General features: G+C 60.6%; 18 protein-coding genes and 1 riboswitch. Of the genes, 16 read left to right on the top strand and 2 right to left on the bottom strand.

The annotated features are described in order from the left end of the window. Positions 1 to 29: 29 nt before the first annotated feature. Positions 30 to 293: a DUF2790 domain-containing protein gene (locus tag AC06G5_RS23550; RefSeq protein ID WP_413428873.1), complete on the bottom strand. Its 264-nt coding sequence runs from the start codon at positions 291 to 293 to the stop codon at positions 30 to 32. A 471-nt stretch (positions 294 to 764) separates the two neighbouring features. On the opposite strand from AC06G5_RS23550, the gene acs reads away from it, so the two are divergent. From acs to astE, 14 genes are all read left to right on the top strand, one after another. Beyond that, the gene (gene acs / locus AC06G5_RS23545; protein WP_111279962.1) at positions 765 to 2,720 is read left to right on the top strand and encodes an acetate--CoA ligase; all 1,956 of its coding nucleotides are present in this window, start codon (positions 765 to 767) and stop codon (positions 2,718 to 2,720) included. A gap of 670 nt (positions 2,721 to 3,390) precedes the next feature. Then, complete coding sequence (locus tag AC06G5_RS23540; RefSeq protein ID WP_008022793.1) at positions 3,391 to 4,167, top strand: ABC transporter substrate-binding protein; 777 nt, start codon at positions 3,391 to 3,393, stop codon at positions 4,165 to 4,167. Between the two features lie 91 nt (positions 4,168 to 4,258). After that, complete coding sequence (locus AC06G5_RS23535; RefSeq protein WP_008022791.1) at positions 4,259 to 4,948, top strand: ABC transporter permease; 690 nt, start codon at positions 4,259 to 4,261, stop codon at positions 4,946 to 4,948. Then, positions 4,945 to 5,643 carry an ABC transporter permease gene (locus tag AC06G5_RS23530; RefSeq protein ID WP_413704126.1) on the top strand — a complete coding sequence of 233 codons (699 nt, stop codon included), beginning with the start codon at positions 4,945 to 4,947 and terminating at the stop codon, positions 5,641 to 5,643. Before AC06G5_RS23535 ends, AC06G5_RS23530 begins: the two co-directional genes overlap by 4 nt. A gap of 1 nt (position 5,644) precedes the next feature. Continuing rightward, a complete protein-coding gene (locus AC06G5_RS23525; RefSeq protein WP_480458418.1) occupies positions 5,645 to 6,757 on the top strand; it encodes a M14 family metallopeptidase in 1,113 nt (370 codons plus the stop codon). 27 nt (positions 6,758 to 6,784) lie between these two features. Further along, positions 6,785 to 7,549 carry an ABC transporter ATP-binding protein gene (locus tag AC06G5_RS23520; RefSeq protein ID WP_007971015.1) on the top strand — a complete coding sequence of 255 codons (765 nt, stop codon included), beginning with the start codon at positions 6,785 to 6,787 and terminating at the stop codon, positions 7,547 to 7,549. A 248-nt stretch (positions 7,550 to 7,797) separates the two neighbouring features. Further along, positions 7,798 to 8,778 (top strand): transcriptional regulator ArgR, encoded by a 981-nt coding sequence (gene argR / locus AC06G5_RS23515; protein ID WP_413428735.1) that lies wholly within the window; start codon positions 7,798 to 7,800, stop codon positions 8,776 to 8,778. A gap of 387 nt (positions 8,779 to 9,165) precedes the next feature. Further along, entirely contained in the window at positions 9,166 to 10,386 is a 1,221-nt protein-coding gene (locus AC06G5_RS23510; RefSeq protein ID WP_480458415.1) for an aspartate aminotransferase family protein, read from the top strand. A gap of 225 nt (positions 10,387 to 10,611) precedes the next feature. Continuing rightward, positions 10,612 to 11,631, top strand: coding sequence for an arginine/ornithine succinyltransferase subunit alpha (gene aruF, locus AC06G5_RS23505; protein ID WP_008022780.1), 1,020 nt, complete (start codon positions 10,612 to 10,614; stop codon positions 11,629 to 11,631). 84 nt (positions 11,632 to 11,715) lie between these two features. Further along, positions 11,716 to 12,741 (top strand): arginine N-succinyltransferase, encoded by a 1,026-nt coding sequence (astA, locus tag AC06G5_RS23500; RefSeq protein WP_008004226.1) that lies wholly within the window; start codon positions 11,716 to 11,718, stop codon positions 12,739 to 12,741. After that, positions 12,738 to 14,207 (top strand): succinylglutamate-semialdehyde dehydrogenase, encoded by a 1,470-nt coding sequence (gene astD / locus AC06G5_RS23495; RefSeq protein ID WP_480459921.1) that lies wholly within the window; start codon positions 12,738 to 12,740, stop codon positions 14,205 to 14,207. The genes astA and astD overlap by 4 nt, the downstream gene beginning before the upstream one ends. A 164-nt stretch (positions 14,208 to 14,371) precedes the next feature. Beyond that, complete coding sequence (gene astB / locus AC06G5_RS23490) at positions 14,372 to 15,718, top strand: N-succinylarginine dihydrolase (protein ID WP_413428475.1); 1,347 nt, start codon at positions 14,372 to 14,374, stop codon at positions 15,716 to 15,718. Between the two features lie 61 nt (positions 15,719 to 15,779). Continuing rightward, a complete protein-coding gene (locus tag AC06G5_RS23485) occupies positions 15,780 to 16,067 on the top strand; it encodes a hypothetical protein (RefSeq protein WP_057399070.1) in 288 nt (95 codons plus the stop codon). 12 nt (positions 16,068 to 16,079) lie between these two features. Beyond that, a complete protein-coding gene (gene astE / locus AC06G5_RS23480) occupies positions 16,080 to 17,090 on the top strand; it encodes a succinylglutamate desuccinylase (RefSeq protein WP_413428476.1) in 1,011 nt (336 codons plus the stop codon). 134 nt (positions 17,091 to 17,224) lie between these two features. Here astE and AC06G5_RS23475 read toward each other — a convergent pair whose 3' ends face one another. After that, positions 17,225 to 17,734: a 6,7-dimethyl-8-ribityllumazine synthase gene (locus AC06G5_RS23475; RefSeq protein ID WP_413428477.1), complete on the bottom strand. Its 510-nt coding sequence runs from the start codon at positions 17,732 to 17,734 to the stop codon at positions 17,225 to 17,227. A gap of 103 nt (positions 17,735 to 17,837) precedes the next feature. After that, a riboswitch (FMN riboswitch) is annotated at positions 17,838 to 18,008 on the bottom strand. A 196-nt stretch (positions 18,009 to 18,204) separates the two neighbouring features. Here AC06G5_RS23475 and ltaE point away from each other — a divergent pair. Both ltaE and alaS read left to right on the top strand, forming a co-directional pair. Then, the gene (gene ltaE / locus AC06G5_RS23470; RefSeq protein WP_480458413.1) at positions 18,205 to 19,209 is read left to right on the top strand and encodes a low-specificity L-threonine aldolase; all 1,005 of its coding nucleotides are present in this window, start codon (positions 18,205 to 18,207) and stop codon (positions 19,207 to 19,209) included. Positions 19,210 to 19,355: 146 nt separating this feature from the next. Continuing rightward, positions 19,356 to 21,977 (top strand): alanine--tRNA ligase, encoded by a 2,622-nt coding sequence (gene alaS / locus AC06G5_RS23465; RefSeq protein ID WP_085717169.1) that lies wholly within the window; start codon positions 19,356 to 19,358, stop codon positions 21,975 to 21,977. The last annotated feature ends 58 nt before the right edge of the window (positions 21,978 to 22,035 follow it).

Genomic DNA, 22,035 nt, shown 5'->3' with positions numbered 1-22,035 from the left:
ACCTATTCCGGGGAGGGGTGAAGCAGGGATCAGCCGTTAGAACAGCCGTTGCCCATCGCGCTGTAACGCAGGATATGCCGTTGACCACTGGAATCTTCGTATTCCATTTTCATTGGCACAACTTCACAAACATTCGGGGCTTCGCTCATGGAGATCACTTTGGCGATGTCCAGGTTCATCGAGTAAGTGTATTCCTCAATGGGTGGTTGTTGCTGCGCGACATCAGCCGGGACCTCGCTTGCCATGGCACTTACGCACACGCTGCTGAGGGCCAGAACCAATAAAGCTTTCATTTGAGTTTTACCTTTCTAAGGTCGAGTGGGTTCACGCAACCTTTTTGGGGTTGCGTGTGGAGCTGAACTACTGGATTTGGGTTAACTGCCTTCGTGGGGGCTGTAACTTGGTTAACTCAGGTTGCCGGGTTGGCGTGGCAGATTTTAGGGGGGGCGGATACGTTCATATAGACGTGGTTTTGATAAACACCTTTGACAGATCCTGTAACAATCCCCGAATAACCTCTTCTCTTTTGTAGGAGCGGGCTTGCTCGCGATGAACCTGAGGGCTCCGCGGGGTGTCAGGCTGGGCGCGTTATCGTTGACGACCATCGCGAGCAGGGCTCGCTCCTACAGGGAGCTGTGGGCGGAGTAGAGCTATTCACGACATTTTGTAGGGGCTTGTTACTACCATCGTCGAATGGTTCTATAGGCCCGGCCCGGGCTACAACAGGGTCATACAAAAACAACTATTCCACCGAGGTAAGAAAGATGAGTGCGGCTTCCCTGTATCCCGTTCGTCCCGAGGTTCTGGCCAATACGCTGACCGACGAGGCGACCTACAAGGCCATGTACCAGCAGTCGGTCGTCAACCCGGACGGCTTCTGGCGCGAGCAAGCCAAGCGCCTCGACTGGATCAAGCCTTTCACCACGGTGAAGCAGACTTCCTTCGACGATCACCATGTCGACATCAAATGGTTCGCCGACGGCACCCTGAACGTTTCCTACAACTGCCTGGACCGTCACCTGGCCGAGCGCGGCGATCAGGTCGCGATCATCTGGGAGGGCGATGACCCTGCCGAAAGCCGCAACATCACTTACCGTGAACTGCACGAGCAAGTCTGCAAGTTCGCCAACGCCCTGCGTGGCCAGGACGTGCACCGCGGCGACGTGGTGACTATCTATATGCCGATGATCCCCGAAGCCGTGGTCGCCATGCTGGCCTGTACCCGGATCGGCGCGATTCACTCGGTGGTGTTCGGCGGGTTCTCGCCGGAAGCCCTGGCCGGTCGCATCATCGACTGCCGCTCGAAAGTGGTGATCACGGCCGACGAAGGCATTCGTGCCGGCAAGAAAATCCCGCTCAAGGCCAACGTCGACGACGCGCTGACCAACCCGGAAACCAGCAGCATCCAGAAAGTCATCGTGTGCAAGCGCACCGGTGGCGACATCAAGTGGAACCAGCATCGCGACATCTGGTTCGAGGACCTGATGAAAGTGGCCGGCACCGTTTGCGCGCCGAAAGAGATGGGCGCCGAGGAAGCGCTGTTCATCCTTTACACCTCCGGCTCCACCGGCAAGCCGAAGGGCGTGCAGCACACCACCGGCGGCTACTTGCTGTACGCGGCCATGACCCACGAGCGCGTGTTCGACTATCGTCCGGGTGAAATCTACTGGTGCACCGCCGACGTCGGTTGGGTCACCGGCCACAGTTATATCGTCTACGGCCCGCTGGCCAACGGTGCGACCACGCTGCTGTTCGAAGGCGTGCCGAACTACCCGGACATCACCCGGGTGGCGAAGATCGTCGACAAGCACAAGGTCAACATCCTCTACACCGCACCGACCGCGATCCGCGCCATGATGGCCTCTGGCACGGCGGCTGTCGAAGGCGCTGACGGCAGCAGCCTGCGCCTGTTGGGTTCGGTCGGCGAGCCGATCAACCCGGAAGCCTGGGACTGGTACTACAAGAACGTCGGCCAATCCCGTTGCCCGATCGTCGATACCTGGTGGCAGACCGAAACCGGCGGCAACATGATGAGCCCGCTGCCGGGTGCTCACGCCCTCAAGCCTGGCTCTGCGGCGCGTCCGTTCTTCGGCGTGGTGCCGGCGCTGGTGGACAACCTGGGCAACATCGTCGAGGGCGAGGCCGAGGGCAACCTGGTGATTCTCGATTCGTGGCCAGGCCAGGCGCGTACGCTGTACGGCGACCATGACCGCTTCGTCGACACTTACTTCAAGACGTTCCGCGGCATGTACTTCACCGGTGACGGCGCCCGTCGCGATGCCGATGGTTACTACTGGATCACCGGTCGCGTGGACGACGTACTTAACGTGTCCGGCCACCGCATGGGCACCGCCGAGATCGAAAGCGCGATGGTCGCTCACCCGAAAGTCGCCGAAGCCGCGGTGGTCGGTGTGCCGCACGACATCAAGGGGCAGGGCATTTATGTGTATGTCACCCTGAAAAATGGCGAAGAGCCGAGCGAGCAACTGCGCCTGGAGCTGAAAAACTGGGTGCGTAAAGAGATCGGTCCGATTGCTTCACCGGATGTGATCCAGTGGGCGCCGGGGCTGCCGAAGACCCGCTCGGGCAAGATCATGCGCCGGATTCTGCGCAAGATTGCCACGGCTGAGTATGAGGGGTTGGGGGATATTTCGACCCTGGCGGATCCGGGTGTGGTGCAGCATTTGATTGATACGCACAAGACGATGAATGTTGCGTAAGTAGCGTTTGGCGTCATCGAAACCCCACCAGATGCGAGTCTGGTGGGGTTTTTTGTTGTTTGGTCTGGCCTCTTCGCGAGCAAGCCCGCTCCCACATTTGACCGAGTCGTTTGCCAGAACACGGTCAAGTGTGGGAGCGGGCTTGCTCGCGAAGGCGGTTTGGCAGGCGCTACTGCAACATCTACCAATAATTATCGGGTTCCTCTGTCGGCTTTTTCCTACTGTTACCCACGATCTTTCAGGTTACTGAATGTGTAACCGCATCGCGCCAGTACGGGGCATTGGGAAACGCCAGGCCCGGTATCGGGGCCTCAAAAGTGCCGATGAAAAATAAGACCCTACGCTGTGCTTGCCGGATTAGAAGGGTTTGCCAATAATAGGCCCGCAATTTGCAATATAGATCGGTTCAATGTCTTTTGCCTTCGCATGATTTTGCAGGGCTGTCAACGTGCCAAAGCGGCATTCTCAGTGCTTCTGTAATTAGTTGTCGCATTGAAGAAATATCGGCTTCGGGCCTGTCGTTAGAATGCCGATCACTCGCTCGTCGTTGCCCGTGTTGAATTTCAACACCCGCTTCCCAGGACGCAGCAACGCTTTCCGGTTCCACTCATTCGCATATTGGGCTGTCGCTCACTCTGCCGTTTTAGCCCTTTACCGATGGAGTCCCAAGATGAAGAAACTCGTGCTGCTTGGCGCCCTGGCACTGTCCGTGCTGTCCCTGCCAACCTTCGCCGATGAAAAGCCTCTGAAAATCGGTATTGAAGCGGCTTACCCTCCGTTCGCGTCGAAAGCGCCGGACGGCAGCATCGTGGGTTTCGACTACGACATCGGCAACGCCCTGTGCGAAGAGATGAAGGTCAAGTGCGTGTGGGTCGAGCAAGAGTTCGACGGCCTGATCCCGGCGCTGAAAGTGCGCAAGATCGACGCGATCCTGTCGTCCATGTCGATCACTGAAGATCGCAAGAAGTCCGTGGACTTCACCAACAAGTACTACAACACCCCGGCTCGCCTGGTCATGAAGGCCGGCACTCAGGTCAGCGAAGGCCTGACCGAGCTCAAGGGCAAGAACATCGGCGTGCAACGTGGTTCGATCCACGAGCGTTTCGCCCGCGAAGTCCTGGCACCGCTGGGTGCCGAGATCAAGCCATACGGTTCGCAGAACGAAATTTACCTCGACGTGGCCGCCGGCCGCCTCGACGGCACCGTGGCAGACGCTACGCTGCTGGATGACGGTTTCCTGAAAACCGACGCCGGTAAAGGCTTCGCGTTCGTCGGCCCTGCGTTCACCGACGTCAAATACTTCGGCGACGGCGTAGGTATCGCGGTTCGCAAGGGCGACAAGGCTGAGCTGGACAAGCTCAACGCCGCCATCGCGTCGATTCGCGAGAACGGCAAATACAAGCAAATCCAGGACAAGTACTTCGCCTTCGATATCTACGGCAAGTAATACGTCCCAGCGACAAGTCCGAAATGGCGCAAGCAACAGGATCTCTGAGGTTTGCGCCATTTTTTCATCCCAACTTTCGAGGACCTGAATCATGTTGAAAGGCTACGGGGCTGTCATCCTCGATGGCGTTTGGCTGACGCTTCAGCTCGCCTTGTCGTCCATGGCTCTGGCCATTGTCCTGGGTCTGATCGGCGTGGCACTGCGTCTTTCGCCAGTGCGCTGGCTGGCCTGGCTGGGCGACCTGTATTCCACGGTGATCCGCGGTATTCCCGACCTGGTGCTGATCCTGCTGATTTTCTACGGCGGCCAGGACCTGCTCAACCGTGTCGCGCCGATGCTTGGCTATGACGAGTACATCGACCTGAACCCGTTGGCGGCCGGTATCGGCACCCTGGGCTTCATCTTCGGTGCGTACCTGTCGGAAACCTTCCGTGGCGCCTTCATGGCGATCCCCAAGGGGCAGGCCGAAGCCGGCATGGCCTACGGCATGAGCAGTTTCCAGGTGTTCTTCCGGGTGTTGGTGCCACAGATGATTCGCCTGGCGATTCCGGGTTTCACCAACAACTGGCTGGTATTGACCAAGGCTACCGCGCTGATTTCGGTGGTGGGGCTGCAAGACATGATGTTCAAGGCCAAGCAGGCGGCCGATGCCACCCGCGAGCCTTTCACCTTCTTCCTCGCAGTGGCGGCGTTGTACCTGGTGATCACCAGTGTCTCGTTGCTGGCATTGCGTCACCTTGAGAAGCGCTACTCGGTAGGCGTAAGGGCGGCTGAGCTATGATCTTCGACTACAACGTCATTTGGGAGGCCTTGCCGCTGTACCTCGGCGGCCTGGTGACCACCCTCAAACTGCTCGCGCTGTCGCTGTTCTTCGGCCTGCTGTGCGCATTGCCGCTGGGCCTGATGCGCGTCTCGAAGAACCCGGTCGTCAACATGTCGGCTTGGCTCTACACCTACGTGATCCGCGGCACACCGATGCTGGTGCAGCTGTTCTTGATCTACTACGGTCTGGCGCAGTTCGAGGCGGTGCGTGAAAGCTTCTTCTGGCCGTGGCTGTCCAGCGCAACCTTCTGTGCGTGCCTGGCGTTCGCGATCAACACCAGTGCCTACACCGCCGAAATCATCGCCGGCAGCCTGCGGGCCACGCCGAACGGTGAGATCGAAGCGGCCAAGGCCATGGGCATGTCGCGGGTCAAGATGTACAAGCGCATTCTGTTGCCGTCGGCCCTGCGCCGCGCGCTGCCGCAGTACAGCAACGAAGTGATCATGATGCTGCAGACCACCAGTCTGGCGTCCATCGTGACCCTGATCGATATCACCGGTGCCGCGCGCACGGTCAACGCCCAGTTCTACCTGCCGTTCGAGGCGTACATCACCGCCGGCGTGTTCTACCTGTGCCTGACCTTCATCCTGGTGAAGCTGTTCAAGATGGCCGAGCGCCGTTGGCTGGGCTACCTGGCCCCGCGGAAGCACTGATATGGAACGCATCGATCATGCTTTGCCGTGGAGCCATCTGGGCAGCGAACGCCAAATTTCGGTGTTCCGCTTCGGTAGCGGCGAGCGCAAGGCCTACATCCAGGCCAGCCTCCATGCCGATGAATTGCCGGGCATGCGCACAGCGTTCGAGCTGAAAAAGCGTCTGGCCGAACTCGAAGCCCAGGGCTTGCTCAACGGTGTGATCGAACTGGTGCCGGTGGCCAATCCGCTGGGCCTCGGTCAACTGCTTCAGGGCAATCACCAGGGGCGTTTCGAAGCGGGCAGCGGCAAGAATTTCAACCGCGATTTCGTCGAGTTGAGCGCGCCGGTTGCGGCTGCGTTGGCAGAGAGCCTCGGTGATGATCCGCACGCCAACATTCGCCTGATCCGTCAGGCGATGGCCGATCATCTGGCCGCGTTGCCTGAGGCGAGCAGCCAGTTGCAAGGCATGCAGCGTGTGCTGCTCAGCCACGCCTGCACCGCCGATGTCGTGCTGGATCTGCATTGCGATGCCGAAGCGGCGCTGCACATGTATGCCTTGCCGCAGCACTGGCCGCAGTGGCGTTCGCTGGCCGCGCACCTGAATGTGCGGGTCGGATTGCTGGCGGAGGATTCCGGCGGCAGTTCGTTCGACGAAGCGTGTTCGTTGCCGTGGTTGCGTCTGTCGCGTCTGTTCCCGGAAGCAAAGATTCCGCTGGCCAGTCTGGCGACTACCATTGAATTAGGCGGGCAGGCCGACACCGGTCGCACTGAAGCCTGCGCCCACGCCGAAGGCATTCTGGCGTTCCTCGCCGAGCAAGGCCTGATCGGCGGTGAATGGCCGAAGCCTGCGCAAGATCCTTGCGAAGGCATGCCGTTCGAAGGCACCGAGTTGTTGTTGGCACCACACCCTGGTGTGGTGAGTTTCCTGCGCAAACCCGGTGAGTGGGTTGAAGCAGGCGACGAAATTTTTGAAGTGATCGATCCGTTGGCGGATCGGGTCAGCACGGTGTGTGCTGGTACGTCCGGGGTGCTGTTTGCCATTGAACGGCTGCGTTATGCCCAACCCGGTTTCTGGCTGGCCAAGGTGGCGGGGCGCGAAGCGCTGCGTCACGGGCGCTTGCTCAACGACTGACTGACTGTTTTTGTGAGAACCGACCGCATGTACAAACTTGAAGTCCAAGACCTGCATAAACGCTATGGCAGTCACGAAGTGCTCAAGGGCGTGTCCCTGAAAGCGGCAGCCGGCGATGTGATCAGCATCATCGGCTCCAGTGGCTCCGGCAAAAGTACCTTCCTGCGTTGCATCAACCTGCTGGAGCAGCCGCACGCGGGCAAGATCCTGCTCAACAACGAAGAGTTGAAGCTGGTGGCGAACAAGGACGGCGCACTGAAGGCTGCCGACCCGAAACAGCTGCAACGCATGCGTTCGCGCCTGTCGATGGTGTTCCAGCACTTCAACCTGTGGTCGCACATGACCGCGCTGGAAAACATCATGGAAGCGCCGGTGCACGTGCTGGGCGTGTCCAAGGCTGAAGCTCGCGAGAAAGCCGAACACTACCTGAACAAGGTGGGCGTGGCGCATCGCAAGGATGCTTACCCAGGCCACATGTCCGGCGGCGAGCAGCAGCGCGTGGCGATTGCCCGTGCGCTGGCGATGGAGCCGGAAGTGATGCTGTTCGATGAACCGACCTCGGCGCTGGACCCGGAGCTGGTTGGCGACGTGTTGAAAGTCATGCAGGCCCTGGCCCAGGAAGGCCGGACCATGGTGGTGGTGACCCACGAAATGGGCTTCGCCCGTGAAGTGTCGAACCAGTTGGTGTTCCTGCACAAAGGTGTGGTCGAAGAAAGCGGCAACCCGCGTGAAGTGCTGGTGAACCCGCAATCCGAGCGTCTGCAGCAATTCCTCTCGGGTAGCCTGAAGTAATCAGAACTGCCGTTGTGCACCGCGATAGTGCATGCTTCGCAGTCCAAAGGCTGGCCCCGATCCCCTGTGGGAGCGGGCTTGCTCGCGAAAGCGTAGTGTCAGTCACAACTAATGTTGGCTGACACACCGCCTTCGCGAGCAAGCCCGCTCCCACATTTGATCTTTGCCGGTTTTGCGATTTGTGTACATTTACGGGCTAGCATTGGCCCATGCCTTCATCACTGTTCTTCGCTTCGGATCGCTCGCCCATGACTGCCCATCGAATTGGTTTCCTGATTTGGCCCAGCACTAAAGCACTGACGCTTGCGCTGGCTGAGGAGGCCTTGCGTGTTGCCCAGCGTGTGCATCCGGACGTTGTCTACGAACTGTCGTTCCTGCAGGCCGAACTGCCAACCGAAGGTGCCTGGCAATTGCCGGGTGAACCGTGGGCCGGCAAGCTGGAGAACTTGCAGAAGCTGTTCCTGCTCGCCGACGAACCCCCGACCGCATTGGCGCCGGCACTCAGCAGTGCGCTCAAGCAACTGGTGCGTTCCGGTTGCGTGATCGGTGGTCTGTCGGCCGGTGTGTATCCGTTGGCGCAGCTTGGTTTGCTCGACGGTTATCGTGCGGCCGTGCACTGGCGCTGGCAGGACGATTTCGCCGAGCGTTTCCCGAAAGTCATTGCCACCAGTCACCTGTTCGACTGGGATCGCGATCGTCTGACCGCGTGCGGCGGCATGTCGGTGCTCGATTTGCTACTGGCGGTGCTGGCCCGTGATCACGGTGCGGAACTGGCCGGTGCGGTGTCGGAAGAACTGGTAGTCGAGCGCATCCGCGAGGGCGGCGAGCGCCAGCGCATTCCGTTGCAGAACCGCCTCGGTTCCAGCCATCCGAAGCTCACGCAAGCCGTGCTGCTGATGGAAGCCAACATCGAAGAGCCGCTGACCACCGACGAAATCGCCCAGCACGTGTGCGTGTCCCGTCGGCAACTGGAGCGGATCTTCAAGCAATACCTCAACCGTGTGCCGAGCCAGTACTACCTGGAGCTGCGCCTGAACAAGGCCCGGCAGATGTTGATGCAAACCAGCAAGTCGATCATCCAGATCGGCCTGTCCTGTGGCTTCTCCTCGGGGCCGCATTTCTCCAGCGCCTATCGCAATTTCTTCGGTGCCACGCCGCGGGAAGATCGCAACCAGCGGCGCAGCAGCAGCCCGTTCGAATTGTCGTCGGTGCCGCCGGAGCGCGGTTAACCCTCGGCTGACAAGGGTCATGGGTTTAGCATCCATGACCTGCTCGAGGGTTTAGTCAACTTCTATCTATATACATTGGCATCGTGCCAATCCTTGGGCGCTGAACAATGCCCGGGCAAATCCGTGCGCGATGATAAAGCTGTGGCGCAGGGTCAGAGCGCGAGCCGGTTCGGCAAATCTAATCCTGGCAACCCTGCCGTTAACCTTGTCAGCCAGTTAAACTGCGCCTTTGCGACCCTATATGTCGCATTGCCGTAAACCCGGGAAAATCCGGGGTTTGCGCTATAAGAAGTTGTCGCTTGGCGGCAAGGCCGGGCTGAAAACTGTCCTTACAATCCCCCCATCGCTCGCCAGTTTCAGGCGGGTGTTCCTCTTCAGGAGACTCCGATGTCCGTTGATCACGCTGCGGTAGAACGCGCCGATTTCGACCAGGTAATGGTTCCCAACTACGCGCCTGCCGCTTTCATTCCAGTGCGTGGCGCCGGTTCCCGCGTTTGGGACCAGTCCGGTCGCGAGCTGATCGACTTCGCCGGCGGGATTGCCGTTAACGTATTGGGCCACGCGCATCCGGCGCTGGTCGGTGCCTTGACCGAGCAGGCGAACAAGCTGTGGCACGTGTCCAACGTGTTCACCAACGAGCCGGCCTTGCGCCTGGCCCACAAGCTGGTCGATGCCACCTTTGCCGAGCGTGCCTTCTTCTGCAACTCCGGCGCTGAAGCCAACGAGGCCGCCTTCAAGCTGGCCCGTCGCGTCGGTCACGATCGTTTCGGCAGCGAGAAGTACGAAATCATCGCCGCGCTCAACAGCTTTCACGGCCGTACCCTGTTCACCGTGAACGTCGGTGGCCAGTCGAAGTACTCCGACGGTTTCGGTCCGAAAATCACTGGCATCAGCCACGTGCCGTACAACGATCTGGCTGCCCTGAAAGCCGCCATTTCCGACAAGACCTGCGCTGTCGTACTGGAGCCGATCCAGGGCGAAAGCGGTGTCATCCCGGCCGAACTCGAATACCTGCAAGGTGCCCGCGAGCTGTGCACCGCGCACAACGCACTGCTGATCTTCGACGAAGTGCAGACCGGTATGGGCCGTACTGGCCATCTGTTTGCCTACCAGCATTACGGCGTGATCCCGGACATCCTGACCAGCGCCAAGAGCCTGGGCGGCGGTTTCCCGATCGCAGCCATGCTGACCACCGAAGACCTGGCCAAGCACCTGGTCGTTGGCACCCACGGCACCACCTACGGCGGCAACCCGTTGGCGTGCGCTGTCGCGGAAGCTGTAATCGACGTGATCAACACCCCTGAAGTGCTGGCTGGCGTGAGCGCCAAGCACGACAAGTTCAAGGTGCGTCTTGAGCAGATCGGCGAAAAATACGGCCTGTTCACCAAGGTCCGTGGAATGGGCCTGTTGATCGGTTGTGTCTTGAGCGATGCCTGGAAAGGCAAGGCCAAGGACATCTTCAACGCCGCTGAAAAAGAAGGCCTGATGGTGCTGCAAGCCGGCCCGGACGTAGTGCGCTTCGCGCCGAGCCTGGTGGTTGAAGACGCGGACATCGACGAAGGCCTGGACCGCTTCGAACGCGCCGCGGCAAAACTGACGCAAGCCTGATAGACCCTTCGACGCCTGACCCTTCAGGCGTCGAACCGAATTTTTATGCCGGGCCCGGAACACAATGTGGGAGCGGGCTTGCTCGCGAAGGCGGTGTATCAGTCAACATCGTTGCTGTCTGACGCACCGCCTTCGCGAGCAAGCCCGCTCCCACATCAGTCCGAGTGTTTTCAATGACTACCCGGTTATTTTTCCTCAAAGAGTTTTAGAAAAAGGAGTGACACCATGCTGGTGATGCGCCCCGCGCAAATGGCTGATCTGGGCGAGGTACAGCGTCTGGCTGCGGACAGTCCGATTGGTGTCACTTCCTTGCCGGATGACGTTGAGCGCCTGAGCGACAAGATCGCGGCAAGCGAGGCCTCGTTTGCCGCCGAAGTGAGCTTCAACGGAGAGGAAAGCTATTTCTTCGTCCTCGAAGACACTGCCACCGGCAAACTGGTCGGTTGCTCGGCCATCGTGGCGTCGGCCGGTTACTCCGAGCCGTTCTACAGCTTCCGCAACGAAACGTTCGTGCACGCTTCCCGCGAGCTGAAGATTCACAACAAGATCCACGTGCTCTCGCAGTGCCATGACCTGACCGGCAACAGCTTGCTGACCAGTTTCTACGTGCAGCGCGATCTGGTGGGTTCGCCGTGGTCGGAGCTCAACTCCCGTGGCCGCCTGCTGTTCGTGGCCAGCCATCCGGAGCGTTTTGCCGATTCCGTGGTGACCGAGATCGTCGGTTACAGCGATGAAAACGGCGACTCGCCATTCTGGGACGCCATCGGCCGCAACTTTTTCGACCTCAACTACGCTGAAGCCGAGCGTCTGTGCGGCCTGAAGAGCCGTACGTTCCTCGCCGAACTGATGCCGCATTACCCGATCTACGTGCCCCTGCTGCCGGACTCCGCGCAAGAAGCGATGGGCCAGGTGCACCCGCGGGCGCAGATCACCTTCGACATCCTGATGCGCGAAGGCTTCGAGACCGATCACTACATCGACATCTTCGATGGCGGCCCGACCCTGCATGCGCGTGTCTCGGGGATCCGTTCGATCGCCCAGAGCCGTGTGGTGCCGGTGAAGATCGGCGAGCCGGTCAAAGGTGTCGGTCGCCAGTATCTGGTCGCCAATGCCCAGTTGCAGGACTACCGCGCCGTCATGCTCGAGCTTGACTACGCGCCGGGTAAACCGGTGACCCTGGACCTGGAAGCGGCCGAAGCCCTGGGCGTCGGTGAAGGTGCCAGCGTGCGCCTGGTAGCGGTTTGACGCCTGCTCTGATCGCCAGAGAGTTTTGCCTAGAAAGCAGCGAAGTTTCACGGGTGGCGCAAGCGGCCCGTTTGAGGAGATAGCATGATCGTTCGTCCCGTACGCAGCAGCGATTTACCCGCTCTGATCGACCTGGCCCGCAGCACCGGCACCGGCCTGACTACCTTGCCGGCCAACGAAGAGCGGCTGGCCCATCGGGTCGGCTGGGCCGAGAAGACCTTTCGCGGCGAAGCCGGGCGGGGCGATGCGGACTACCTGTTCGTCCTCGAAGACGACAACGCTCGTGTGGTGGGCATTTCCGCCATCGCCGGCGCCGTCGGCCTGCGTGAGCCCTGGTACAACTTCCGGGTCGGTCTGACGGTCAGCGCTTCGCAAGAGCTGAACATCTATCGTGAAATCCCGACGCTGTTCCTGGCCAACGACCTGACCGGCAACTCCGAGCTGTGCTCGCTGTTCCTGCACGCCGATTACCGCAGCGGCCTCAACGGGCGCATGCTGTCCAAGGCGCGGATGCTGTTCATCGCCGAGTTCCCGCAGCTGTTCGGCAACAAGATCATCGCCGAAATGCGCGGTGTTTCCGACGAAGCCGGGCGTTCGCCGTTCTGGGAAAGCCTGGGCCGACACTTCTTCAAGATGGAATTCAGCCAGGCCGACTACCTGACCGGCGTGGGCAACAAGGCGTTCATCGCCGAGCTGATGCCGAAATTCCCGCTGTACACCTGCTTCCTGTCGCCGGATGCGCGTAACGTCATCGGCCAGGTTCACCCGGACACCGAGCCGGCGCTGGCCATGCTCAAGAGCGAAGGTTTCAGCTACCAGGGCTACGTCGACATTTTCGACGCCGGCCCGGCCATTGAATGCGAAACCGGCAAGATCCGCGCCGTGCGCGACAGCCAGGCGCTGGTGCTGGCCGTTGGCACCCCGGGTGACGACGCCACGCCGTTCATCATTCACAACCGCAAGCGCGAAGACTGCCGCATCACTGCCGCTCCGGCACGTCTGGCCGCCGGCACCCTGGTGGTCGACCCGCTGACCGCCAAACGTCTTCAACTCAACGCTGGCGATCAAGTGCGCGCCGTGGCGTTGTCCGCAGCTCGGGAGTCGAAATAATGAAGTCGCTTTACATCGCAGGTGAATGGCTGGCCGGTCAGGGCGAAGCCTTCGAGTCGCTGAACCCGGTGAGCCAGCAGGTGCTGTGGTCCGGCGTCGGTGCTACCGCCGCTCAGGTCGAGTCGGCTGTGCAGGCTGCGCGTCAGGCGTTCCCGGGCTGGGCGCGGCGCACACTGGAAGAACGTATCTCGGTGCTGGAAGCCTTTGCCGCTGCGCTGAAGAATCATGCTGACGAATTGGCCCGCACCATCGGTGAAGAAACCGGCAAGCCTTTGTGGGAAGCGGCGACCGAAGTGACCAGCATGGTCAACAAGATCGCCATTTCGGTGCAGAGCTACCGCGAGCGTACCGGCGAGAAGAGCGGCCCGCTGGGCGACGCCACCGCCGTGCTGCGCCACAAACCCCACGGTGTGGTGGCGGTGTTTGGTCCTTACAACTTCCCGGGTCACCTGCCGAACGGCCACATCGTGCCGGCATTGCTGGCGGGTAACAGCGTGCTGTTCAAGCCGAGCGAGCTGACGCCGAAAGTGGCCGAACTGACGGTCAAGTGCTGGATCGAAGCCGGTCTGCCGGCCGGCGTATTGAATCTGCTGCAAGGCGCTCGCGAAACCGGCATCGCCCTGGCGGCGAACCCGGGCATCGACGGTCTGTTCTTCACCGGTTCCAGCCGTACCGGCAATCACCTGCACCAGCAGTTTGCCGGTCGTCCGGACAAGATCCTCGCGCTAGAAATGGGCGGTAACAACCCTCTGGTGGTCGATCAGGTCGCCGACCTCGATGCCGCGGTGTACACCATTATTCAGTCGGCGTTCATCTCCGCCGGCCAGCGCTGCACCTGTGCCCGCCGCTTGCTGGTACCGCAGGGCGCCTGGGGCGACTCGCTGCTGGCGCGCCTGGTGGCGGTCAGCGCGACTATTGAAGTCGGTGCCTTCGATCAGCAACCGGCGCCGTTCATGGGCTCGGTGGTGTCTCTCGGTGCAGCGAAAGCACTGATGGATGCCCAGGAACATCTGCTGGCCAATGGTGCCGTGGCACTGCTGGAAATGACCCAGCCACAGGCCCGGTCGGCCCTGCTGACCCCGGGTATTCTGGACGTGACCGCCGTCGCCGATCGTCCTGACGAAGAGCTGTTCGGCCCGTTGCTGCAAGTGATCCGCTACGCTGATTTTGAAGGGGCGATCGCTGAAGCCAACGACACCGCCTACGGTCTGGCCGCCGGTCTGCTGTCGGACTCCGAAGCACGCTACCAGCAGTTCTGGCTGGAAAGCCGCGCCGGTATCGTCAACTGGAACAAACAACTGACCGGTGCGGCAAGCAGTGCGCCATTCGGCGGCGTCGGCGCCTCGGGCAACCATCGCGCCAGTGCCTATTACGCGGCAGATTACTGCGCGTACCCGGTGGCCTCGCTGGAAACGCCGAGCCTGGTCTTGCCAGCGGCCCTCACGCCTGGCGTGAAAATGGCGTAGCGCCCGTTCGCGAGCAAGCCCGCTCCCACAAGGACTGCGTCGAACACAAAATGTGTGAACACTGCTGAACCTGTGGGAGCGGGCTTGCTCGCGAAGGCCGCGACCCGGTCTTACTCAATTGTTACCTGAAGCCTATAACAACAGATTCTCGTGGAGCCTCGCTGATGAAATCCTATGAAGTCAATTTTGACGGTCTAGTGGGGCCGACCCATAACTACGGCGGCCTGTCCTACGGCAACGTCGCGTCCCAGAGCAACAGCCAGCAGTCCTCCAACCCCAAGGAAGCGGCGCTGCAAGGCCTGGCAAAAATGAAAGCGCTGATGGAAATGGGGTTCCAGCAGGGCGTACTGGCACCGCAAGAGCGCCCGGATGTGGCCGCACTGCGTCGCCTGGGCTTCGGCGGCACCGACGCTGAAGTGATCGAACGCGCTGCCAAAGACGCGATGCCGCTGCTGGTGGCCAGTTGCTCGGCCTCGAGCATGTGGGTGGCCAATGCCGCCACCGTCAGCCCGAGCGCTGACACGGCTGATGGCCGGGTGCATTTCACCGCCGCCAACCTCAACTGCAAATATCACCGCAGCATCGAACACCCGACTACCAGCCGCGTGCTGGGGGCGATGTTCGCTGACCAGAAACACTTCGCCCACCACGCCGCCTTGCCGGCCGTGGCGCAGTTCGGCGACGAAGGCGCGGCCAACCACACGCGTTTCTGCCGTGAGTACGGCGAAGCCGGCGTTGAGTTCTTCGTGTTCGGCCGCAGCGCGTTCGATACGCGCTACCCGGCTCCGCAGAAGTACCCGGCGCGCCAGACCCTCGAAGCGTCACAGGCCGTTGCCCGTTTGCATGGCTTGAGCGATGACGGCGTGGTCTACGCGCAGCAGAACCCGTCGGTGATCGATCAGGGTGTGTTCCACAACGACGTGATCGCCGTCGGCAACGGGGAAGTGCTGTTCTATCACGAGGACGCTTTCCTCGAGACCGAGCAGATGCTGGCCGAATTGCAGAGCAAACTCGCCAAGGTCGGTGGGAAATTTCAGTCTGTCTGCGTACCGCGTTCCGCGGTAAGCGTGGAGGACGCGGTTCGTTCCTACCTGTTCAATAGCCAGCTGCTGTCACGTCCTGACGGTTCCATGCTGTTGATCGTGCCGGAAGAATGCCGTGGCAACGAGCGTGTCTGGCAGTACTTGCAGGGGTTGACCAGCTCCGGCGGCCTGATCCGCGAAGTGAAAGTCTTCGATCTCAAGCAGAGCATGCAGAACGGCGGTGGCCCGGCTTGCCTGCGGTTGCGTGTCGCACTCAACGAAACCGAACTGGCGGCCGTCAATCCAGGGGTTATCATGACGGCACCGTTGTACGGCACTCTGACCGAATGGGTCGAGAAGCATTACCGCGACCGCATGACCGAAAACGATCTGGCGGACCCGCAATTGCTGCTTGAGTGCCGGACGGCACTGGATGAACTGACGCAAATCCTTAAACTGGGCGCGGTTTATCCATTCCAGATCAATTGATCGACGGCGCGCTGCCCCGCATGGCGGCGCGTCGCTTCATCTCAAACGAGAGCGTAATTACATGAGCGACAAACTGCAGCTGATCCTTGAAGACACTGACGGCACGCAACTGGAAACTTCCTGCACCCGCGTTGCGGTCATGTGGCAAGGCAAAGAGCTGTGGATCCAGCACGATGGCCGCGGCCAACTGCTGATCGGCGTGGACGTCGAAGAAGGCGATGCCGAATACGCAAACCTGTTGCTGCGCCCATTGGCGACTAATCTGGTAAGTCTGCAACTGGAGATGGAACCTGCCGACCTCACCGACGAGGAACACGTTCACGGCCCGGATTGCAACCACGATCATTAAGGAAACCGCTCTATGCTCGCCCTCGGCAAACTGCTTGAACTGACCCTCGCCGGTCGTGAACCGGCGGAGAAGACTCAACTGACTGTCGAAGGCGTGCGCATGCGCTGGTTGAGCGAAGGTGCGCTGGAAGTCCGGCCGCCCGAAGCGCGTGACAATGGCCTGGACCTGCTGCTGTCAGCGGGGATCCACGGCAACGAAACAGCGCCGATCGAGTTGCTCGATCGCCTGTTGCATGACATCGCCCGCGGCGACTTGAAGCCGCGCGCACGTATTCTGTTCCTGTTCGGCAACCCCGAAGCCATTCGCAAAGGCGAGCGTTTCATCGAACAGGACGTCAATCGGCTATTCAATGGCCGTCACGAACAAAGCAGCGGTTCCGAAGCCCTGCGCGCCTGTGAACTGGAGCGCCTGGCCGCGAGTTTCTTCAGCGTGCCGGATCGCCAGCGTCTGCACTACGACCTGCATACCGCGATCCGTGGCTCGAAAGTCGAGCAGTTCGCGTTGTACCCCTGGAAGGAAGGGCGCCAGCATTCGCGCCTGGAACTGGCTCGCTTGCGCGCCGCCGGCATGGAAGCGGTGTTGCTGCAGAACAAGCCGTCCATCGTGTTCAGCGCCTACACCTACGACAAGCTCGGTGCAGAGGCTTTCACCCTGGAGCTCGGCAAGGCACGGCCGTTCGGACAAAACGCTGGGGTCAATGTCTCGCTGCTGGAGGAACGCCTCAAGCAGATCATCGAAGGTGCCGAGCCGGAACTGACGGAAGCGGCACTGGACGGTTTGCAGCTGTACAGCGTGGCACGGGAAATCATCAAGCACAGCGACAGCTTCCGCTTGAACCTGCCGGCGGACATCGAGAATTTTTCCGAACTGGATGTGGGTTATCTGTTGGCGGAAGACATCGCCAATACCCGCTGGATCATCGAGGAAGAGGGCGCCCGGATCATTTTCCCGAACCCCAAGGTGAAGAATGGCCTGCGTGCCGGCATCCTGATCGTGCCGACCACCGACGAAAACCTGGTCTGATTACGGCATTTAACCTCTTCTGTAGGAGCGAGCTTGCTCGCGATGAATCTGAAAACGCCGCGGGGTGCCAGGCTTCCCGCGTTATCGTTGACGACCATCGCGAGCAAGCTCGCTCCTACAGGGAGAGGCGGTGTTTAGACGGCTACGGCACGCGGTTCAGTGCGGCGCAGCGCACGGATTTTCGACAACGTATCCGCACACGTCTTCGCCGCTTCCTGGCCTTTATGCACGAAATGCTCGAAGAAGAACTTCTGGTGCTCTTCGCCGGCATGGAAGTGGTGCGGGGTCAGGGACACCGAGAACACCGGCACTTCGGTTTCCAGCTGAACCTGCATCAGGCCGCTGACGACCGACTGGGCGACGAACTCGTGACGGTAGATCCCGCCGTCCACCACTAGGGCCGCGGCGACGATGCCGGCATAACGACCGGTCTTGGCCAGCAGCTTGGCGTGCAGGGGCATTTCAAAGGCACCGCCGACTTCGAAGAAATCGATGTCGGACTCCTGATAACCCTGGGCAATCATTTCGGCGACGAAGCCTTTACGGCTCTGGTCGACAATATCCTTGTGCCAGCAGGCCTGGATGAACGCAACGCGCTCGCCGTGGTGGTGTTTGCTTTTGCTGTCGATTGCGGTGGGTTGCATGTTCTGACTCCTGTTTGTGTGAAAAACAGGGCGTTATGAATCGAAGGGGATTCAAGGGTACGCACGCTCGCACGAATGCCGGCGGACGGCCCTTTGCTGGCAATCCCGTTCTCTCTTCATCCGGACTATGACCGTCGGCCCCGGGATCACACCGGGTCTGCTGACCTTGTTGCCAGGCACCGCCGAAGCCGTGCTGTCACCAAGCGCTCGCGGGCTATGCGCATTGCGCGCAATTACCGCCGGTGGGGAGTTGCACCCCGCCCTGAGAACGTTTTTGCCGCCGGAATGTTTGGCGGCGCAGCGTTTTTATCACATATTTGCGGTACGCGCATGGCCCCTTTTGGATGATTGTCATCGACTTTCCCGTTGGTTTAATCGGCCTTTTCCTGCGCAAGGGTTGATTAATCGTCGCCATGCCCGCAGTAATTCTTTCCTGAAAGGGATTTCCCCTGCTTACCGAGGCCAGATTCATGAGCGTTATCGATCTTCGCAGCGACACCGTCACTCAACCTTCCGCCGGCATGCTCGACGCGATGGCCAACGCCACCACTGGCGATGACGTGTATGGCGAAGACCCGACGGTCAATCACCTGGAAGCCGAACTGGCCAGGCGCCTGGGGTTTGCCGCGGCGCTGTTCGTGCCGACCGGCACCATGAGCAACCTGCTGGGGTTGATGGCTCATTGCGAGCGCGGTGACGAGTACATCGTCGGTCAACAGGCCCACACCTATAAGTACGAAGGGGGTGGTGCAGCGGTACTCGGTTCGATCCAGCCGCAACCGCTGGAAGTGCAGGCCGATGGTTCGCTGGACTTGGCCCACGTCGCGGCGGCGATCAAGCCGGATGACTTCCACTTCGCCCGCACCCGGTTGCTGGCGCTGGAAAACACCATGCAGGGCAAGGTCCTGCCGCTGGAATACCTGGCGCGGGCACGCAGTTTTACCCGCGAGCATGGCTTGCAGTTGCACCTGGACGGCGCACGTTTGTATAACGCGGCAGTGAAGCTGGGGGTGGATGCCCGGGAAATCACCCAACATTTCGATTCTGTCTCGGTGTGCCTGTCCAAAGGGCTGGGCGCGCCGGTCGGTTCGGTGCTGTGCGGCTCGGCCGAGTTGATTGGCAAGGCTCGGCGCCTGCGTAAAATGGTCGGTGGCGGCATGCGCCAGGCCGGGATTCTGGCGGCGGCAGGCCTGTATGCATTGGATCACAACGTAGAGCGCCTGGCCGACGACCACGCCAACGCACAATTGCTGGCCGAAGGCCTGCTTGCGGCGGGCTTCGAGGTCGAACCGGTGCAGACCAACATGGTTTACGTGCAGATGGGCGACAAGGCCGAGGCGCTCAAGGCGTTTGCCGCCGAGCGCGGGATCAAGCTCAGTGCCGCCGCGCGTCTGCGCATGGTCACGCACATGGACGTCAGCCGTGCGCAAATCGGGCAAGTCGTCGCGACATTCGTCGACTTTTCGCGCAAGTGATAGCGTTAGCGCTCCAATTGACCGTTTCTATCGTATAAACACGCTGTACCCCGCGCGCAGGGCCGATATAATGCGGCCCTTTGCCGTCGCTTCGTCTGTTGACGTTTCGAACAGGCCTTTGGCCGCAGCCTCCGTGGAAGAACCTAATGAAAAGCGCAGAAATCCGTGAAGCCTTCCTTCGCTTCTTCGAAGAGCAAGGCCACACCCGTGTAGCCTCCAGCTCTTTGATTCCGGGCAACGACCCAACCCTGCTGTTCACTAACGCGGGGATGAACCAGTTCAAGGACTGCTTCCTGGGCCAGGAAAAGCGTGCGTATACCCGCGCCGTCAGCAGCCAGAAATGCGTGCGCGCCGGCGGCAAGCACAACGACCTGGAAAACGTCGGTTATACCGCCCGTCACCACACCTTCTTTGAAATGCTGGGTAACTTCAGCTTTGGTGATTATTTCAAGCGTGACGCGATCACCTACGCCTGGAATTTCCTGACCTCCGACAAGTGGTTGAACCTGCCGAAGGAAAAGCTCTGGGTCACCGTCTACGCCAGCGATGACGAGGCGTATGACATCTGGACCAAGGAAATCGGGGTTCCCGCCGAGCGTATGGTGCGCATCGGCGACAACAAGGGCGCGCCATACGCCTCCGACAACTTCTGGACCATGGGCGATACCGGCCCGTGCGGTCCTTGCACCGAGATTTTCTACGATCACGGCGCCGACATCTGGGGTGGCCCACCGGGCTCGCCGGAAGAAGACGGCGACCGTTACATCGAGATCTGGAACAACGTGTTCATGCAGTTCAACCGCACCGCCGATGGCGTGTTGCACCCGCTGCCAGCGCCGTCGGTCGACACCGGCATGGGCCTGGAGCGGATCAGTGCGGTGCTGCAGCACGTTCACTCGAACTATGAAATCGACCTGTTCCAGAGCCTGCTGAACGCATCGGCCAAGGCCATCGGCTGCACCAACGACGCTCAGGCTTCCCTGAAAGTCGTGGCTGACCACATCCGTTCCTGCGGTTTCCTGATCGCCGACGGCGTACTGCCGTCCAACGAAGGCCGCGGCTACGTGCTGCGCCGGATCATCCGTCGCGCCTGCCGTCACGGTAACAAGCTGGGCGCCAAGGGTAGCTTCTTCTACCAGATCGTCGCGGCCCTGGTCGCCGAGATGGGCGAAGCCTTCCCGGAACTGAAATCCCAGCAGGCGCACATCGAGCGCGTGCTGAAGGCCGAAGAAGAGCAATTCGCCAAGACCCTGGAGCAGGGCCTGAAGATACTCGAGCAGGACCTGGCCGAGCTCAAGGGCGACGTGGTGCCGGGCGACGTGGTGTTCAAGCTCTACGACACCTACGGTTTCCCGATGGACCTGACCGGCGACATCGCTCGCGAGCGCAGCCTGACCATCGACGAAGCAGGTTTCGAACGTGAGATGGAAGCCCAGCGCGTCCGTGCCCGTTCCGCCAGTTCCTTCGGCATGGACTACAACAGCCTGGTCAAGGTCGATGTGGACACCGAGTTCACCGGTTACACCGCTCACAGCGGTTCGGCAAAGATCGTTGCTCTCTATAAGGACGGGCAATCGGTCGACGTGTTGAATGAAGGCGAAGAGGGCGTGGTCGTTCTGAACCAGACGCCGTTCTATGCCGAATCCGGTGGTCAGATCGGTGATTGCGGCTTCCTCCAGGCTGGCGCTGCGCGTTTCGACGTGCGCGACACCACCAAGACCGGCGGTGCGTTCCTGCATCACGGTGTGCTGGATTCGGGTAGCCTGATTGTGGGTGCTCCGGTCGAGACTCATGTCGATGCCGAAGTGCGTCACGCGACGTCGCTGAACCACTCGGCGACTCACTTGCTGCACGCCGCATTGCGTCAGGTGCTGGGCGATCACGTTCAGCAGAAAGGCTCTCTGGTCGACAGTCAGCGCCTGCGCTTCGACTTCAGCCATTTCGAAGCCATCAAGCCTGAACAGCTCAAAGCGCTGGAAGACATCGTCAACGCCGAGATTCGCAAGAACTCCGAAGTTGAAACCGAAGAAACCGATATCGAAACCGCCAAGCAGAAAGGCGCCATGGCGCTGTTCGGCGAGAAGTACGGCGACAACGTGCGCGTGCTGAGCATGGGCGATTTCTCCGTTGAGCTGTGCGGTGGCATCCACGCCAACCGTACCGGCGACATCGGCCTGCTGAAAATCATCAGCGAAGGCGGTGTGGCATCGGGTGTGCGTCGTATCGAAGCTGTCACCGGTGCGCAAGCGCTGGCCTACTTGAATGCGGCGGAAGAACAACTCAAGGAAGCGGCCAGCCTGGTCAAGGGCAGTCGCGATAACCTGATCGACAAGCTGTCGGCTGTGCTGGAGCGCAACCGTCTGCTGGAAAAGCAACTCGAGCAGTTGCAAGCCAAGGCTGCCAGTGCCGCGGGCGACGATCTGTCGGCCCAGGCGCTGGACGTCAAGGACGTGAAAGTGCTGGCCGTGCGTCTGGACGGTCAGGATGGCAAGGCGCTGCTGGCGCTGGTCGATCAACTGAAAAACAAACTCGGCCGCGCAGTGATCCTGCTCGGCAGTGTCCATGAGGATAAGGTCGTTCTGGTTGCAGGCGTAACCAAAGACCTGACTGGCCAACTCAAAGCCGGTGATTTGATGAAGCAAGCCGCTGCGGCAGTGGGCGGGAAGGGTGGTGGTCGTCCAGACATGGCGCAAGGCGGCGGTACCGACGCCGGCGCACTGGATGCGGCACTGGCCCTGACCGTTCCGTTTGTAGAGCAGGGTCTATAAGGCAGTACTTGCGGCTCGCAGTCTAGTGGCGGGCCGCAATGCTGTTTGAGTGATTATT

The organism is Pseudomonas sp. WT-JTC, assembly GCF_056711565.1.
The sequence above is the reverse complement of the archived record's forward strand: the minus strand, read 5'-3'. Positions and strand labels throughout refer to the sequence as shown.